This window comes from Ruegeria sp. SAZD011, from assembly GCF_059612545.1.
The window spans coordinates 1-15,430 of sequence record NZ_JBXWQU010000012.1; the positions used below are offsets into that span (position 1 = coordinate 1).

Genomic DNA, 15,430 nt, shown 5'->3' on the forward strand with positions numbered 1-15,430 from the left:
ACCTTCTTCTCAGCCATCGCTCTCGCCGCAACCGTTTTGTTCTGGCTATGAAAAAGAACGAGTCTGGAGCCTAGGACGTTCCGGCCATGAACCTCTATCATTGCGCAATCGACCTGAAACACGAGGCCAAGGCGCTGGCCTTTGCCGCGGCACTTGACCACTGGATGCAGTATCTCAAGGCACGCGGTGTGGTGCGCGACTGGCGGCTGTTGCGGCGCAAGCTGAACCTGGCCGCCGACAGCTGCCGCGATTTCCTGCTTGAGATCGAGTTTGACGACATGAGCCAGCTCGATCGTGCCTTTCGGGTGCTTGGCGAGCATGATGAAGAGGTCGAGCGTCTCTATGGCGCGGTAACGGCCCTGATCGCCCGGTCCGACTTTGGCCTCTACCGCCCCTTCCCGGACCCCGAGCGGGCCGAGCGCATGGCGCTGCTTTAGAGTAACAACGCCCAAAGAGCGTAAAGCGCCATGAAGATCACGATCAGCGAGCCGATCGAATAGAATATAGCCCGCACTTCATGGGCCTGTTTCGTGGCATAGACCACCGAATGCGCCGCGCGTGCCGCAACGAAGCCGTACATAAGGACCTGCGCCAGCCACAAGGGTGGCGCGACCATGACCAGCAGAAAGCCCGCCATCCAGAAACCGGGAATATTCTCCAGATCGTTGCGGTGCATCCGGCGCGACCGGTCGACAAAATCGTCAAGTTCAAGCTGCTCGGGACGCGGGTTCGGGTTCAGTGGCGTCTTTCGCAAATCCTCCGGGCTGACGAGACCGCCATCCTTGCGTATCATGCGATAGACGGTCATCCACCCCTGCCCCATGATCTTGAGCACCATCAGGGCCGAGGCAATGGCATAGGTCGCAAAGACCGGATTATCCAAGCTGACAAGTTCCATGATCTGCGCCTTTCCTAAGGTATGCCGCAACTGAGCGATGCCAAGAGCACCCTGGCATCGCTCAGCGCATTACCAAGGGCTGTCAGAGATCGTACAGCGCTCCGAACTTGGCGTCGAGATAATCAAGCAGAGGTTCGGGCCCCGGCTCGATGCCGCTGGCCCGCGCAATCACCTCGCGCGGTGCATAAAGCCCGCCATGACGCTGCACCCGATCTGCCAGCCAGCCGGTCGCAGCCGTCGTCTCGCCCTGTGCCAGGTCCGTCTCCAGCCCCGGAACCGCCTGACGCAGCGCCTGATAGAGACAGCCGGCATAGACATTGCCCAACGCATAGGTCGGAAAATAGCCGAACAGGCCAACCGACCAGTGCACATCCTGCAAACACCCGTTCGAGGGCTTGTCCACCTGATAGCCGAAATCGGCGGCAAAGCGGTCGTTCCAGGCGGCTTCCAGGTCGTCCACCGCAAGGTCGCCCGCCATCAGCGCCCGCTCCAGATCGAAGCGCAGCATGATATGCAGGTTATACTGCACCTCGTCCGCCTCGGTGCGGATATAGCCGCGATGCACCGTGTTGACGGCGGCATAGAACGCGTCCTGATCTGCAATCCCGAAATCGCCAAACGCCTCGCGCATCTGGCCAAACAGCCAACCGGTATAGGCGCGGCTGCGGCCCAGCTGGTTCTCGTAAATCCGGCTCTGGCTTTCATGCACGCCCATCGACACGCCGCGCCCCAGCGGGGTCAGCAGATAGGCGCGGTCGATATTCTGTTCATAGGCCGCGTGGCCCACCTCGTGAATGGTCGAGTAGAAACAGTTGAACGGATCGGCCGGATTGGTCCGCGTGGTGATCCGCACATCGAGACCGGAACCGGAACTGAACGGATGCACCGCCTTGTCGACCCGACCATGCGCCATGTCATAGCCAAAGCTGCGCGCCAATTGCCGGCTGAGCTTCATCTGGGCGCTTTCGTCGAACTGCCCCTCCAGCCGTTGTGGCATCGGACGGTCCAGCACCGCCGAGCGCAGCGCCACCAGGCGCGGGCGCATGGTGTCAAAGGTCTCGGCGATCTGGGCCGCACTGGTGGCGGGCTCGTATTCCTCCAGCAGCGCGTCATAGAGATCGCCGCCCTGGGCCAGCGCCTGCCCCTCTTGGCGGCGCAGCGCAACAACCTCCTTCAGCACGGGCAGAAACGCCGCCACGTCCTCGGTCGCCCGCGCCTCGGCCCAGATGCCTTGCGCCCGTGCCGTGGTGCGGGCCAGCGCGCGGGCCAGATCGGCGGGTACACGCGCGGTCCGATCGAAGCTGCGCCGGATCTCGCGCAGCTGCGCGGCACCGGCCTCGTCCGGCGCCGCGGCTGCCGCCAGCCAGTCGCCCACCTGCGGGTCGGTGCGACGGGCGTGCAGCACACCGGCGATGGCGGCGCTTTCCTCGGCCCGTTGCGGCGCCGCGCCGCGCGGCATCATGGTTTCCTGATCCCAGCCCAGCCGCCCTGCGATCTGGTCCAGCGCCGCCGTCTCGCGGGCATGCGCCATCAACTGTTCGAATGCACTCATGATGTCTTATCCCCGGATGGAGGTTGCAATCGGATAGGCGCAGAGGAATCGCGCCCGCAGGATCAGCACGAACACCCCGACCGCCAGCAACTGGTGCAGGATGGCGATCTGCCAGGGCGCGGCATATAGGACGGTAACGATGCCTAGCACCACCTGTAGGCTCAAAGCTGCAAAGCCTGCGTTGAAAGCAAATCGGGTCTGCGCATGCGCGCTGCGGCGCCCGCGCAGCCAGGCCATCACCCCGTAGGCCAGCAGCAGATAGCCGACGATACGGTGGATGAACTGCACCAGACCGGGGTTTTCAAAGAAGTTGCGCCAGACCGGGCTCAGCTCCAGCGGGTCGGGCGGGATCACCTGCCCCGCCATCAGCGGCCAGTCGACAAAGTTGCGCCCGGCATCGAGGCCCGCCACCAGCGCGCCGATCAGGATTTGCAGGAATGCAAGATGCAGCCAGCCCGTGGCCAGCCCGAACAACCGCGCCTCCTTGGCGCGGCGGGCCTGCATCAGGTCGCGCTCGCTGCGCGCCAGTTGCAGAATGTACCATGCCAGCAACCCCAGAATGATAAAGGCCAGGCCCAGATGGGTGGCCAGCCGGTAGGAGGCGACCGAGGTCATGCCCTCGCCCTGGGTGACACCCGAGGCAACCATCCACCAGCCAACCGCGCCCTGCACCCCGCCCAGCAGGCCGGGCAGGACCAGCCGCCCGGTCCAGCCAGCGGGGATCTTGCGCGCCAGCAGGAAACCGAAGAACCCCAGCGCCCAGACCAGCCCGATCACCCGGCCCAGCTGACGGTGGCCCCATTCCCACCAATAGATCGACTTGAAATCGGCCAGCTCCATCCACTGGTTCTGCAAGCGCCACTGGTCGATCTGCTTGTACTTGTCGAATTCGGCCTGCCAGTCGGCCTCGCTCAGCGGCGGTATCGCTCCGGTGACCGGGCGCCATTCGGTGATCGAGAGACCACTGTCAGTCAGCCGGGTCAGCCCGCCCACCACGATCATCGCCACCACCAGCGCAAAGAGCACCGCCAGCCAGGCCCGGATCGCGCCGCGCGCGCCGCCCCGTCCCCGGTCGATCATGCCGGGCTGTGCCGCCGCCGCCCGCGTTCCGTCCGAGACCTCTTCAAAGATGCTGCGCTTGCCGCTCATGCCATCCTCATTCCTGTCGCTTTGACTGCAAGCTAGGCCTCGGGCGCGCCAAGGTCCAGCACCCGGCTCAGCCGCGTTCCTTCCAGCGGACCATCTGCCGCATGATCCCGTGCAGCATCTGCACATCCGCGCGGGTCAGCCGCATCCGGCTCCACAGGTTGCGCAGGTTCTGCTGCATGCCCTCGGCCTTTTCCGGCGGAAAAAAGAAGCCCGCCTCGTCCAGCCGCTGCTCGTAATGCTCGGCCAGCTTCTCGATCTCGAGCCCCGTGGCCCAGTCGCCCTTGGGACCGGGCGCGTCGGCCTCATGCACCACATCCCCGGTCTGGCGCATCCACTCATAGGCCACAAGCAATACGCATTGACCAAGGTTCAACGAGGCATAATCGGGGTTCACCGGCACGGTGATGATCGCATTGGCGCGCGAAATATCATCGTTTTCCAGCCCGGCCCGCTCCGGCCCGAACAGTACCGCCACCTTCTCGCCCGCCGCCAGTTTCTCGGCGGCCATCTGCATGGCGCGTTCGGGGCTGTAGACCGGCTTGGTCATCTCGCGCGGACGCGCGGTGGTGGCAAAGACATAGGTGCAATCCGCCAACGCACCCGGCAGATCGTCATGGAGCTGCGCCTCGTCCAAAAGCCGCCCCGCGCCCGAGGACATGGCGACCGCCCGGCTGTTGGGCCAGCCATCGCGCGGGGCCACGATGCGCATCCGGTCCAGGCCGAAATTCCACATCGCCCGCGCGGCGGCGCCGATATTCTCTCCCATCTGCGGCCGCACAAGCACGATTGCGGGCTGCGCCTTGTCGCTGGGCATGTCTCACCTCCGAATGTTGTGCCCGCTCTAGCGCCCGGAGGCCTGATGGACAAGACCGCCCCTGCCCTTCATTCCGCACCAAATACTCCGGGGGACAGAACAAAATTCGACGAATTTTGTTCGCCCCGGGGGCAGAGCCCCCGGAAACCGGCCCTTGACCAGAAGCCCCTTCGCCATATTCCCATTCGCCGTCCGATCGGCTAAACGGCAGCAACTCCAGACCAGAGGTCCCGCCATGGAAACCCCCGAACAGCCGCAGCTTTACCTGATCACCCCGCCCAGCATCGACCTCGACCTCTTTCCCGACCAATTGGCGCGGGTGCTCGACGGGGCCGAGATCGCCTGCATCCGACTGGCCCTGGCCAGCCGGGACGAGGATCTGCTGTCGCGCGCGGCGGATGCCTGCCGCGAGGTTGCCCATGCGCGCGATATCGCGCTGGTGATTGCCGATCACGTGCTGCTGGCCCAGCGGCTGGGGCTGGATGGGGTGCATCTGTCCGATGCCGCCCGCTCGGTCCGCGCTGCCCGCAAGGAACTGGGCGCCGATGCCATCGTCGGCAGTTTCTGCGGCACCTCGCGCCATGACGGCATGAACGCGGGCGAGGCCGGGGCCGATTACGTGGCCTTTGGCCCGGTGGGCGCGCATGGGCTCGATGACGGCAGTGTGGTCGATCCCGAACTCTTTGAATGGTGGTCGGCGGTGATCGAGGTTCCGGTGGTGGCCGAGGGCGGACTGACGCCCGAGATGGTGCGCAGTCTGGCCGCGCAGACCGATTTCTTTGGTATCGGCGACGAGCTCTGGGGCGCTGAGGATCCGCTCGCCGCGCTCAAGGCCCTGACGGCGGCGATGGGCTGACGTGCGGGCTCAGGCCAGCAGCGTCCGTTCCACCACCCAATAGGCGCCGATCATCGCGATCAGCATCGAGGCCGGGATCGCGATGCGGCCCCGGTACCAGCGCCGGTTGCGGAACCACAGGCCGACGCTCAGGAACGCGGCGGCGATCACCGCCAGCTGGCCAAGCTCGACCCCGATGTTGAAGCCTAGGAGCGCCGGCAGGAACTGACCGGCGGGCAGGCCGAATTCTTCCAGCACACCGGCAAAACCCAGCCCGTGCAGCAGACCGAAGCCAAAGACCATCACCGGGCGCCAGGCATGCAGGCGGCGCACCAGGATGTTTTCCAGCGCGACAAATGTGATCGAGGCGGCGATCAACGGCTCGACAATCGCCGGATCCACCCGGATCGTCCCCGTCGCCCCCAGCGCCAGCGTCAGCGTATGTGCCAGCGTAAAGGCGCTGATCTGCCACAGCAGTGGCCGTAGTCGCGGCGACAGGAAAAACAGGCCCAGCACGAACAGGATATGATCCAGCCCCTTGGGCAGGATATGGGTGAAGCCCACCGGAATGTAGGCCTGAAAGGTCTCGAGCGGTCCCAGCGCCGCGCCGCCTGCCAGCGGGATGGGCGGGCTGCTTTCACCGCCCTGAAGGTAGCCGGTATAGGGATCGTCGACCCCTTGTTGGCGCAACACCAGCGCGCCCGCTCCGCTGGGCCAGGTCAGTGTCAGGCTGGCCGCGCCAGCGGGCAGGTAAGCGGTGAGCAGCAGGTGCGAGACACGTGGCAGGTCGGGATTGCCGACGACCGGAATGCGCGCACCTTCATAGGACAGTTCCAGCGGCACGTCACCGGCGTTGAGACTCAGCTGGTCCTTCCAGGCGACGGCGAAATCCCGCACCTTCGGCTCCAACTCGGCCGCGCCCATGGCACGTAGCTGGTCATAACTGTCCGACCCGTCGGACTCATCGGTATCGTCCAGCCCATCCAGGTCGATCCCGGCCACAAAGGCTTCGACGTTCAGACGCAGATCAAGGATGACTGTCTCGTTTTCGACCCGCAGATCGGCAACCGTGGGCGTGACCTCATGGGCGCTGGCCACCCCTGTCAGCGGGCTTGACAGCAGCGCCACAAACGCCAGCTTGAACAGCACCGCCAAAAAGGCTCCACCCATGTTCCGCATCCTTGTCCCGCTCCTCTGCCTCATGTTTCCTGCCTCGCCCGGGCTTGCTCATGAGTTTTGGATCGAACCCCATGAATTTCAAGTGGAAACCGGTGCCGAACTGGTGGCCGATCTGCGCGTGGGAGAGCGGTTCGTGGGTGCCGCGCAAGTTTTCTTTCCCGACCGCGCACCGCGGTCCGAGATCCGTGTCGCAGGCGAAATCAGACCCTATGCTGGGCGAATGGGCGATGTTCCGGCGATCCGGCTGGTGGCCGACACGCCGGGCCTGTGGGTGCTGGTGCATGAAACCAGCCCCAGCAGCGTGAAATACAAGGAATGGCAGAAATTCGCGGATTTCGCCGCCCACAAGGATATTCCCGATATCGAGGCCTGGCACGCCGCGCGCGGGCTTCCCCGGCAGGATTTCTTCGAGACCTATACCCGCCATGTCAAGGCACTGATCGGGGTCGGCGCGGCAGAGGGCGAGGACAGCGAAACCGGGATGGAGACCGAATTCGTCGCGCTCACAAACCCTTATACCGATGATCTGTCCGGCGGCATGCGGGTGCTGCTGCTGTATCAGGGTCAGCCGCGCGCGCAGGCGCAGGTCGAGGTATTCGCGCGTGCGCCCGATGGCGCTGTCACCGTGCATCTCGCCCGCACAGATGCGACGGGGCACGCCACCCTGCCCGTCTTGCCGGGATATGATTATCTGCTCGATGCGGTGGTCCTGCGCCCTGCGCCCGAGGGGGAACGCGCGGTCTGGCAATCGCTCTGGGCCGGGCTCAGCTTTGCGGTGCCCCTGCGCTGAAACTGTCTCCAAGCTTGCACCACTCTGGTCGCTGTGCATGCTTGGCATCAGGAGATTGGACTGATCCGTTATTAACAACACGAACCAGGAGCAAACACCTTGTCCGGCAAATTCATCATCTACCACATTCCAGTCTGCCCCTTTTCACAACGGATCGAGATACTTCTGGCGCTGCGCGGTCTGACCGATGCGGTCGAGTTCCGCGTTGTCGACATCACCCGGCCACGTGATCCGGAGTTGTTGGCCAAGACCCGCGGAACCACGGCCCTGCCGGTGCTGGAAACGCCGGACGGCAGGATCATCAAGGAAAGCCTCGTCATTCTGCGCTATCTCGACGAGGTTCTGCCCGGCGGCGCGTTGCGGCGCAGCGATCCGGCGGAACATGCGATCGAATCCATGCTGGTCGCCAGGGAAGGCGCGTTTGTCACCGCGGGCTATCTTTACGTGATGAACCAGGACCGATCACAGCGCGCGGCGCATCTGGACAGGCTGCTGGGCCTTTATCGCGGCCTCGACGATTTCCTTGTCGAGCACAATCCCAAAGGCACATGGTTGTTCGACGCGTTCGGACTGGCCGAGGCCGTTTACACGCCGATCTTCAAACGGTTCTGGTTCCTGGACTATTACGAGGGTTTCGCGCTGCCCGACGATCCGGCCTATGACCGGGTTCGTGCCTGGCGCACGGCCTGCATGGCACACCCCGCCACCGGTCAGGTCAGCGAGGAAGAGATCGTGAAGCTTTACTACGATTACGCGCTTGGCGCCGGAAACGGCGCGCTGGTCGATGGGCGCAAGGTGTCGAGTTTCGCCTTTGAACCCGACTGGCGCTCGCGGCCATGGCCACCGCGCGACAAATACGACGGCACTGCCTCGGACGCGGCACTTGGCCTTTTATCCGCCTGAGCGGGATACGCATGCCCGCTTGCACACGCTCGCGCCCTGCGGCATGAGGGCAGGATGACCCAAACCTCGGATATTCTCTGTATCGGCTCGGTCCTGTGGGACGTGATCGGACGCTCGGCCAGCCATATGCGGCAGGGTTCGGACGTGCCGGGCCGGATCACCCGCCTGCCCGGCGGCGTCGCGATGAACATCGCCATGACTCTGGTGCGCTTCGGCATGCGCCCCACCCTGCTCACCGCCATCGGCCGCGATGCCGAAGGCGACGAGTTGATCCGCGCCTGCGCCCAGATGGGCATGTGCACCGATCACGTCTATCGCTCGGACGACCTGCCCACCGACCGCTATATGGCGGTCGAGGGCGCCAACGGGCTGATCGCCGCCATTGCCGATGCCCATTCGCTCGAGGCGGCAGGACCCAAGATCCTGCGCCCGATGCTGGACGGCACGCTGGGCAGTGCCGCCACGCCCCATGCCGGGCCGGTGGCTCTGGACGGCAACCTGACCCTGTCGCTGCTCGAAGAAATCGCGCATAGCCCCGCCTTTGCCCGCGCCGACCTGCGGGTGGCCCCGGCCTCTCCCGGCAAGGCGGAGCGGTTGCTGCCCTTCGTGCGTCAGGGCCGCGCCACGCTCTATGTCAATCTCGAGGAAGCGGGCCTGCTCTGCCAGACAGAGTTTGGCGATTCCGCCAGCGCCGCCCAGGCTTTGCTGGAGCGCGGCGCCCAGCGGGTGCTGGTCACCGATGGCGGACGCTCGGCCAGCGAGGGCGACGCCAACCGCCTGATCACCCAGACCCCGCCCGCCGTTCTGGTCACCCGTGTGACCGGCGCGGGCGACACATTTATGGCGGCCCATATCGCCGCCGAGGCGCAGGGCGCCGACCGCGACCAAGCCCTGTCGCGCGCGCTGCATGCCGCCGCAACCTATGTATCCGGAGAGACCCCCCTGTGATCGACCTGCACCTGTCAGCCGAGGTTCACGCCGCCCGAGTCGCGGGCACCCCCATCGTGGCGCTGGAAAGCACCATCATCACCCATGGCATGCCCTATCCGCAGAATGTCGAGACCGCCCGCGCGGTGGAACAGGACATCCGCGACGCCGGCGCCGTGCCCGCCACCATCGCGGTGATCAACGGGCGGCTGCATGTGGGGCTGGAACCCGATCAGCTTGATGCGCTGGGACAGGCGCAGGGGGTGGCGAAACTCTCGCGCGCCGACATGGCCGCCTGTATCGCCACCGGCGGCACCGGCGCCACAACCGTGGCCGCCACCATGATCGCCGCCCGGTTCGCCGGGATCGAGGTATTTGCCACCGGCGGCATCGGCGGGGTGCACAAGGGGGCCGAACAAAGCTTTGACATCTCGGCAGACCTGCACGAATTGGCCCAGACCCCGGTCACCGTGGTCGCTGCCGGGGCCAAGGCCATTCTCGACCTGCCCAAGACCCTTGAGGTGCTGGAAACTCTGGGCGTGCCGGTCATCGCCTATGGGCAGGACAGCTTTCCCGCCTTCTGGTCGGCCACCTCGGACCTGCCGGCGCCGCTCCGGATGGATGACAGCGCCAGCATCGCCCGCGCCCATGCCGCCCGCCGCGCGCTGGGCCTGCCGGGCGGCCAGCTGGTCGCCAACCCGATCCCGGCTGCCGACCAGATCGCAGCCGAGGATCTGGCCCCGGTCATCGCACAGGCGCAGGCCCAGGCCGATGCGCAGGGGATCGCGGGCAAGGCGGTGACGCCCTTCCTGCTACAGGCGATATTCGAGGCGACCGGGGGCCGCTCGCTGACGGCCAATATCGCGCTGGTGCGCAATAATGCGCGCCTGGCCGCGAAAATCGCCCGGGATCTGATCGCGCTGGGGGGCTGACGGGCGTTTCCCAAGCCCCCCATTGCGGGCGCGCGGCGGAATGACTACGTTCCCCCACAAACGCGCGGACGGACCCGATGAACACACCCTTTGACGAAGAACCCCATCACGTGAAACCCCGCCGGTTCGCCGGGCTGCGCGCCTCGTTCCTGACCGGCATCGTGGTGATCGCGCCGGTCAGCCTGACCATCTGGCTGTTCTGGTCCGTGGTCGGCTGGGTCGACAGTTTCGTGCTGCCGCTGGTGCCGCATCAATTCCGCCCCGAACAGTATATCGGCATCAACCTGCGCGGTGTCGGGGTCATCTTCCTGCTGGTCTTCACCATCCTTGTGGGCTGGATCGCCAAGGGCATCATCGGCCGCTCGCTGATCCAGTATGCCGAAGGGCTGGTCGACCGGATGCCGGTGGTGCGCTCGGTCTATTCCGGGATCAAGCAGATCTCGGAAACGGTGTTTGCCCAGACCGAACGCAGCTTCGAACAGGCCTGCCTGATCCAGTATCCGCGCCGGGGCATCTGGGCCATCGGCTTTGTCTCGACCACCGCCAAGGGCGAGATCGCCGACAAGGCCGAGACCGGCGGCCGGTTGATGAGCGTGTTTGTCCCCACCACGCCCAACCCGACCTCGGGCTTTCTGCTCTATTTCCCCGAAGAGGACGTGATCATCCTCGACATGTCGGTCGAGGACGCGGCCAAGCTGGTGATCTCGGCGGGCCTTGTCTATCCCAACGACAAGCAGAAGAGCGACGAGTGAGCGTCATTCGCGTCGCCCGGTCCGAAGACGCCGCCCCGCTGGCCGCGCTCTCGATCGAGGTTTGGCTGGCCACCTATGTCAAACACGGTGTGCGGGCGGATTATGCCGACTATGTCCTGACCAGCTTTACCCCTGCCGCCATGGAGGCGCTGATCACCGCCCCTGCCAGCACGGTGCTGGTGGCCGATTGCGCCGAGGGGATCGGCGGCTATCTGCATCTCAGGCATGACAGCCCGGCCCCGGCGGGCCAGGCCCGCGTCGAGATCGACAAGCTCTACGTTCAGCCGCGCCATCAGGCCGCCGGGCTGGGCCGCGCGCTGTTGCGGGCCGGGCTGGCGGGGTTGGCTCCCGGCACGCTTGCCTGGCTGATGGCCAGCTCCGAGAATGACCGTGCGTTGCGGTTCTACCGCGCGCGTGGATTTGCCCATGTGGGCGACACACATTTCCGGCTGAACGAGAACGCCTATCTGAACCATGTGTTCCAGATCGAGGCCGGGGCCTAGCCGAACATCGCCTCCATATCGACAGTGGAGCGCTGACCCAGATCGTCCTTGTGGGCCTTCAGGAAACCGTCCGCCGCCGTCCGGCCCGCCTGTTTCAGCCGATCCAGGATCTGGGGCAGCGGAACCACCTTGGTTGCCACCGACAGGCTGTTCATCAGCGCGTCATCGGCGATCATATGAACCAGGACCCGGCTCATCCGCCCCCGCTCCAGCGTGCCATCCTCCAACAGCCGCTGCACGAAGCGGATCGCCCGCAACTCGCGCAACAGGGACGAGTTGAAGCTGATCTCGTTGATCCGGTTCTGGATCTGCTGCGGCGTGACCGGCAGCGCGTCACGCTCCAGCGGGTTGATGTTGACGATCACCACATCGTCGGGCAGGTCGCGGTTGAACAGCGGGAACAGCGCCGGATTGCCGGTATAGCCACCATCCCAATAGGCTTCGCGCCGCCCGGTCTCGGGGTCGTCGATCTCGATCGCCTGGAACAGGGTCGGCAGACAGGCCGAGGCGAGGATGGCATCGGTGCTGATCTCCTCCTCGGCAAAGACCCGAATCTTGCCGGTGCGCACCCTTGTGGCACAGATATAGAGCTTTGGCCCCTCATGGGCGCAGACATTGGCGAAATCCAGCGCCTCGACCACGAGGCGCAGGGGATTGCCGTAAAATGGCCCATAGGCATAGGGCGAGACGAGGCGCGACCATGTTTCGGCCAGGGCAAAGGGGGCGGAATACTCCAGCACGCGCGCCAGCTGCGCCGGGTCCCCGCCCCCCAGCCAGCCGCTGATCCGGTCGTCGGTGACCGCGCCCATGCGCCGCCAGACCCGGTCCAGCGCGTCGCGAGCGCCCGCGCGCCCTCCGGCCACCATGCCGGCCTTGAAGGCAGCCCCGTTCAGCGCCCCGGCCGACGTGCCGGTGATCGCCGCCACCTCGACATCCGCCTCGTCCAGCAAGCGGTCGAGCACGCCCCAGGTAAAAGCGCCATGTGCACCGCCGCCCTGCAAGGCCAGATTGATCCGACGCACCGCCATCCCCTCTTCATTTCGCTACAAATACTCCGGGGGGAGGCGACAAAATTCTGCGAATTTTGTGCCAGGGGGCAGAGCCCCCCTCCGCCCTCGGCTCAAAGTGCGGTCCAGCCGCCATCGACACTGATCGTGGTGCCGGTGATCTGGGCCGCCGCATCGGAACACAGGAACACGGCGGTGCCGCCCAATTGTTCGACAGTTGCAAATTCCTTGGACGGTTGCCGCTCCAGCATGACCTTCTTGATCACGTCCTCGCGGCTCATCCCGTATTTCTCCATCGTGTCGGGGATCTGCGCCTCGACCAGCGGGGTCAGCACATAGCCGGGGCAGATGGCGTTGCAGGTAATCGGGTCTTGCGCGGTTTCCAGCGCCACGGTCTTGGTCATGCCGACCACCCCATGCTTGGCCGCCACATAGGCCGCCTTGAAGGGCGAGGCGGTCAGGCCATGGGCCGAGGCGATGTTGACGATCCGCCCCCAGCCCGCGGCGCGCATCATCGGCAGCGCGGCAGCCATGGTGTGAAAGGCCGAGTTCATGTTGATCGCGATGATGGCATCCCACTTCTCCTGCGGGAACTCGTCGATCGGCGCCACGTGCTGGATACCCGCATTGTTGACCAGGATATCGCAACGTCCGGCCTGCGTGATCAGCGCCCGGCACGCCTCCCCCTTGGACATATCGGCCTGGATATAGCGGGCGGTTACGCCGAACTCGGCGGCGATGCCCGCGGCCAGGGCATGATCCTCGTCTCGGTCGGTGAAAGAGTTCAGCACCACATCGGCACCCGCCCGCGCCAGTTCGCGCGCGATGCCCAGGCCAATGCCCGAATTCGATCCGGTGACGATTGCGGTCTTGCCGTTCAGCGACATGTCTTTCCCTCTCTTCAGCAGGCTCTGTCGCGGGTCACCCTGCCATGCTGCACCTGCAAAGAAAACGGGGAATCTCGGAACCGGCGGTCCCGGAACGGGGGGCGCAGCCCCTCGGAACAAAATTCGCAGAATTTTGTCGTCTCCCCAAGCCTGTGGGTCACGAATTGAAAGGGGGGCCTGGCGGCGGCTTCCCGCGTATCCGTAAAAGGGAGCGCGCAGAAAAAAACGCCCGCACAAGGCGGGCGTTAAGTTATTGAGGCAGGTTTCATACAGGCAAGAAACCTATCGAGCAGTGACCCCTTTATAAGCAATTCCACGCCCGCATCCAAGCTAAAAGTTTGAAAAGACGTGAAACCATCGTTAGGGTGAGGGCCAAGAAAATAAGGCCCGAGCAGGATTGTTGCGCAAGTGCGACCAGATTATTTCCGACCCTTCCGCCCTCTGACGGCGGGAATCGCCCTTCTATTGGGGGTCAGTTTCGCCTCTGCAGAATCACGCCACGCCATAGCTATGTATGGCGAGCCCGCCCTGCCACCGGATTTTGTGTCCCTGCCCTATGCCAACCCTGACGCGCCCAAGGGCGGTCGGATCGTGTTCGGCAATACCGGCGGCTTCGACAGCCTCAATCCCTTTGCCCAAAAAGGCACCTATCCCTGGCAGATGCCGTTCTGGTCCTACGAGAGCCTGATGGGCCGATCCTGGGATGAGCCGTTCACGCTTTACGGCCTTTTGGCCGAATCGGTCGAGACGCCGCCGGACCGCTCCTGGGTCGAATTCACCCTGCGCGAGGAGGCCCGATTCTCGGATGGCAGCCCGGTCACGGTCGAAGATGTAATCTGGTCCTACCGGACTTTGGGCACCGAGGGGCATCTGCGCTATCGCGGTTTCTGGTCGCGCATCGCCAGTATCGAGGCGACGGGGCCACGCAGCGTGCGCATCACTTTCGCCGATGACGACCGCGAACTGGCCATGCTGGCGGGCCTGCGCCCGATCCTGCAAAAGGCCCAGTGGGAGGGGCGCAGCCTGGCCGAGGGCAGCATTCACGACATCCCCATCGGCACCGGTCCCTATGTGGTCTCGGCCTATGAGCCGGGGCGCTACGTGAGCTTTGCCCGCAATCCCGACTATTGGGGCGCCCATCTGGGCTTTCGCCGCGGCACCATGAACTTCAACGAGATGCGGATCGACTTTTTCGGCGATGGTGCGGTGCTGATGGAGGCGTTCAAGGCCGGCGAGTTGAGCGCCATTCGCGAGTTCAATGCCCAGAAATGGGACAGCGCCTATGATTTCCCGGCCGCCCAGCGGGGCGATGTGATCAAGACCGAGATCGCCCATGGCAAGCCTTCGGGGATGACCGGTTTCGTGATCAACACCCTGCGCGCACCCTTCGATGACTGGCGCCTGCGCGAGGCGCTGCTGTTGGCCTTCAATTTCGAATTCATCAACGACACGGTGACCGGCGGGGTGATGCCGCGCATCACCTCGTATTTCTCGGGCACCGATCTGGCCTATCGGCCCGGCCCCGCCAGCGGGCGAGAGGCCGAGTTGCTGGCCCCCTTTGCCGCCGACCTGCCGCCCGGCACGCTCGAAGGCTATGCCCTGCCCCGGGGCGATGGCACCGCGCGCAACCGCGCCAATCTGCGCCGCGCCGCGCAATTGCTGGACCAGGCCGGGTTCCGCGTCGAGCAGGGCCAGTTGCTGGATTCCGAAGGCACCCCGCTGGTGCTGCGGTTTCTGCTGCGCCAGGGCGACAGCGACATGCAGACGGTGCTCGAGATCTATACCCGCGCGCTGGAACGGCTGGGCATCGCGGCGCGGATCGAAAAGGTGGACAACGCCCAATATACCGCCCGCGTGGCCGATCTGGATTTCGACCTGACCCCGTTCCGCCGCGACCTGTCGCTATCGCCCGGTAACGAACAACGGCTCTATTGGGGCTCGCAAAGCGCGGGCCAGCCGGGCAGCCGCAACCTGATGGGCGCGGCTTCGCCCGCCATCGACGCCATGATCGACGCCATGCTGGCGGCCACCACACAGGAGGAAATGACCGAGGCAACCCGCGCGCTGGATCGGGTATTGACCGCCGGGCGCTATGTGATCCCGATATGGCGCTTCGATGTGGGACGCATCGCCCATATCAGGCAGCTGCGCTTTCCGCCCAATCCACCGATCTATGGTGACGGGCCGCAATACATGCCGGATGTCTGGTGGTACCAGGACTGACCTTCGCAACACGCTATAGGTGTGGCGCCAGCAAATACTCGCCCAAATATCGTGCGGCGTTTTGCCCGGTGCTTGCAAA

The 15,430-nt window shown here is 65.0% G+C and carries 16 protein-coding genes; 9 read left to right on the forward strand and 7 right to left on the reverse strand.

The window, feature by feature from the left end; translation table 11 throughout:
* The first annotated feature begins 86 nt into the window (after positions 1–86).
* Positions 87–437, forward strand: coding sequence for a DUF6614 family protein (locus tag AC2FLM_RS02255; protein ID WP_234170121.1), 351 nt, complete (start codon positions 87–89; stop codon positions 435–437).
* Here the strand turns inward: AC2FLM_RS02255 and AC2FLM_RS02260 are convergent.
* The 4 genes from AC2FLM_RS02260 to AC2FLM_RS02275 all read right to left on the reverse strand — a co-directional run bounded on the left by AC2FLM_RS02260 (position 434) and on the right by AC2FLM_RS02275 (position 4,413).
* Positions 434–898 carry an MAPEG family protein gene (locus tag AC2FLM_RS02260; protein WP_496855235.1) on the reverse strand — a complete coding sequence of 155 codons (465 nt, stop codon included), beginning with the start codon at positions 896–898 and terminating at the stop codon, positions 434–436. The genes AC2FLM_RS02255 and AC2FLM_RS02260 overlap by 4 nt on opposite strands.
* A gap of 82 nt (positions 899–980) precedes the next feature.
* On the reverse strand, positions 981–2,450 hold the full coding sequence (locus tag AC2FLM_RS02265; RefSeq protein WP_496855236.1) for a carboxypeptidase M32: 1,470 nt from the start codon (positions 2,448–2,450) through the stop codon (positions 981–983).
* A gap of 6 nt (positions 2,451–2,456) precedes the next feature.
* Positions 2,457–3,599 carry a heme A synthase gene (gene ctaA, locus AC2FLM_RS02270; RefSeq protein WP_496855237.1) on the reverse strand — a complete coding sequence of 381 codons (1,143 nt, stop codon included), beginning with the start codon at positions 3,597–3,599 and terminating at the stop codon, positions 2,457–2,459.
* A gap of 67 nt (positions 3,600–3,666) precedes the next feature.
* Complete coding sequence (locus AC2FLM_RS02275) at positions 3,667–4,413, reverse strand: RNA methyltransferase (protein ID WP_496855238.1); 747 nt, start codon at positions 4,411–4,413, stop codon at positions 3,667–3,669.
* Between the two features lie 235 nt (positions 4,414–4,648).
* Between AC2FLM_RS02275 and AC2FLM_RS02280 the strand changes: the two genes are divergently transcribed.
* On the forward strand, positions 4,649–5,269 hold the full coding sequence (locus AC2FLM_RS02280; protein ID WP_496855240.1) for a thiamine phosphate synthase: 621 nt from the start codon (positions 4,649–4,651) through the stop codon (positions 5,267–5,269).
* Positions 5,270–5,278: 9 nt separating this feature from the next.
* Here AC2FLM_RS02280 and AC2FLM_RS02285 read toward each other — a convergent pair whose 3' ends face one another.
* Positions 5,279–6,418 (reverse strand): HupE/UreJ family protein, encoded by a 1,140-nt coding sequence (locus AC2FLM_RS02285; protein ID WP_496855242.1) that lies wholly within the window; start codon positions 6,416–6,418, stop codon positions 5,279–5,281.
* Positions 6,419–6,449: 31 nt separating this feature from the next.
* Here AC2FLM_RS02285 and AC2FLM_RS02290 point away from each other — a divergent pair, with 31 nt between their 5' ends.
* The 6 genes from AC2FLM_RS02290 to AC2FLM_RS02315 all read left to right on the forward strand — a co-directional run bounded on the left by AC2FLM_RS02290 (position 6,450) and on the right by AC2FLM_RS02315 (position 11,234).
* Positions 6,450–7,217 (forward strand): DUF4198 domain-containing protein, encoded by a 768-nt coding sequence (locus AC2FLM_RS02290; RefSeq protein WP_496855332.1) that lies wholly within the window; start codon positions 6,450–6,452, stop codon positions 7,215–7,217.
* A 99-nt stretch (positions 7,218–7,316) separates the two neighbouring features.
* A complete protein-coding gene (locus AC2FLM_RS02295) occupies positions 7,317–8,120 on the forward strand; it encodes a glutathione S-transferase family protein (RefSeq protein ID WP_496855244.1) in 804 nt (267 codons plus the stop codon).
* 54 nt (positions 8,121–8,174) lie between these two features.
* Positions 8,175–9,068 (forward strand): PfkB family carbohydrate kinase, encoded by an 894-nt coding sequence (locus AC2FLM_RS02300; RefSeq protein WP_496855246.1) that lies wholly within the window; start codon positions 8,175–8,177, stop codon positions 9,066–9,068.
* Positions 9,065–9,979, forward strand: a complete 915-nt coding sequence (locus tag AC2FLM_RS02305; protein ID WP_234183522.1) for a pseudouridine-5'-phosphate glycosidase — start codon at positions 9,065–9,067, stop codon at positions 9,977–9,979. The genes AC2FLM_RS02300 and AC2FLM_RS02305 overlap by 4 nt, the downstream gene beginning before the upstream one ends.
* A gap of 77 nt (positions 9,980–10,056) precedes the next feature.
* The gene (locus AC2FLM_RS02310) at positions 10,057–10,731 is read left to right on the forward strand and encodes a DUF502 domain-containing protein (RefSeq protein ID WP_234136852.1); all 675 of its coding nucleotides are present in this window, start codon (positions 10,057–10,059) and stop codon (positions 10,729–10,731) included.
* On the forward strand, positions 10,728–11,234 hold the full coding sequence (locus tag AC2FLM_RS02315) for a GNAT family N-acetyltransferase (protein ID WP_496855249.1): 507 nt from the start codon (positions 10,728–10,730) through the stop codon (positions 11,232–11,234). Before AC2FLM_RS02310 ends, AC2FLM_RS02315 begins: the two co-directional genes overlap by 4 nt.
* Here the strand turns inward: AC2FLM_RS02315 and AC2FLM_RS02320 are convergent.
* On the reverse strand, positions 11,231–12,262 hold the full coding sequence (locus AC2FLM_RS02320; protein WP_496855251.1) for a patatin-like phospholipase family protein: 1,032 nt from the start codon (positions 12,260–12,262) through the stop codon (positions 11,231–11,233). The genes AC2FLM_RS02315 and AC2FLM_RS02320 overlap by 4 nt on opposite strands.
* Before the next feature lie 92 nt (positions 12,263–12,354).
* Complete coding sequence (locus AC2FLM_RS02325; RefSeq protein WP_496855253.1) at positions 12,355–13,128, reverse strand: 3-hydroxybutyrate dehydrogenase; 774 nt, start codon at positions 13,126–13,128, stop codon at positions 12,355–12,357.
* Positions 13,129–13,536: 408 nt separating this feature from the next.
* On the opposite strand from AC2FLM_RS02325, the gene AC2FLM_RS02330 reads away from it, so the two are divergent.
* Positions 13,537–15,351: an extracellular solute-binding protein gene (locus AC2FLM_RS02330; RefSeq protein ID WP_496855255.1), complete on the forward strand. Its 1,815-nt coding sequence runs from the start codon at positions 13,537–13,539 to the stop codon at positions 15,349–15,351.
* Positions 15,352–15,430: the final 79 nt, after the last annotated feature.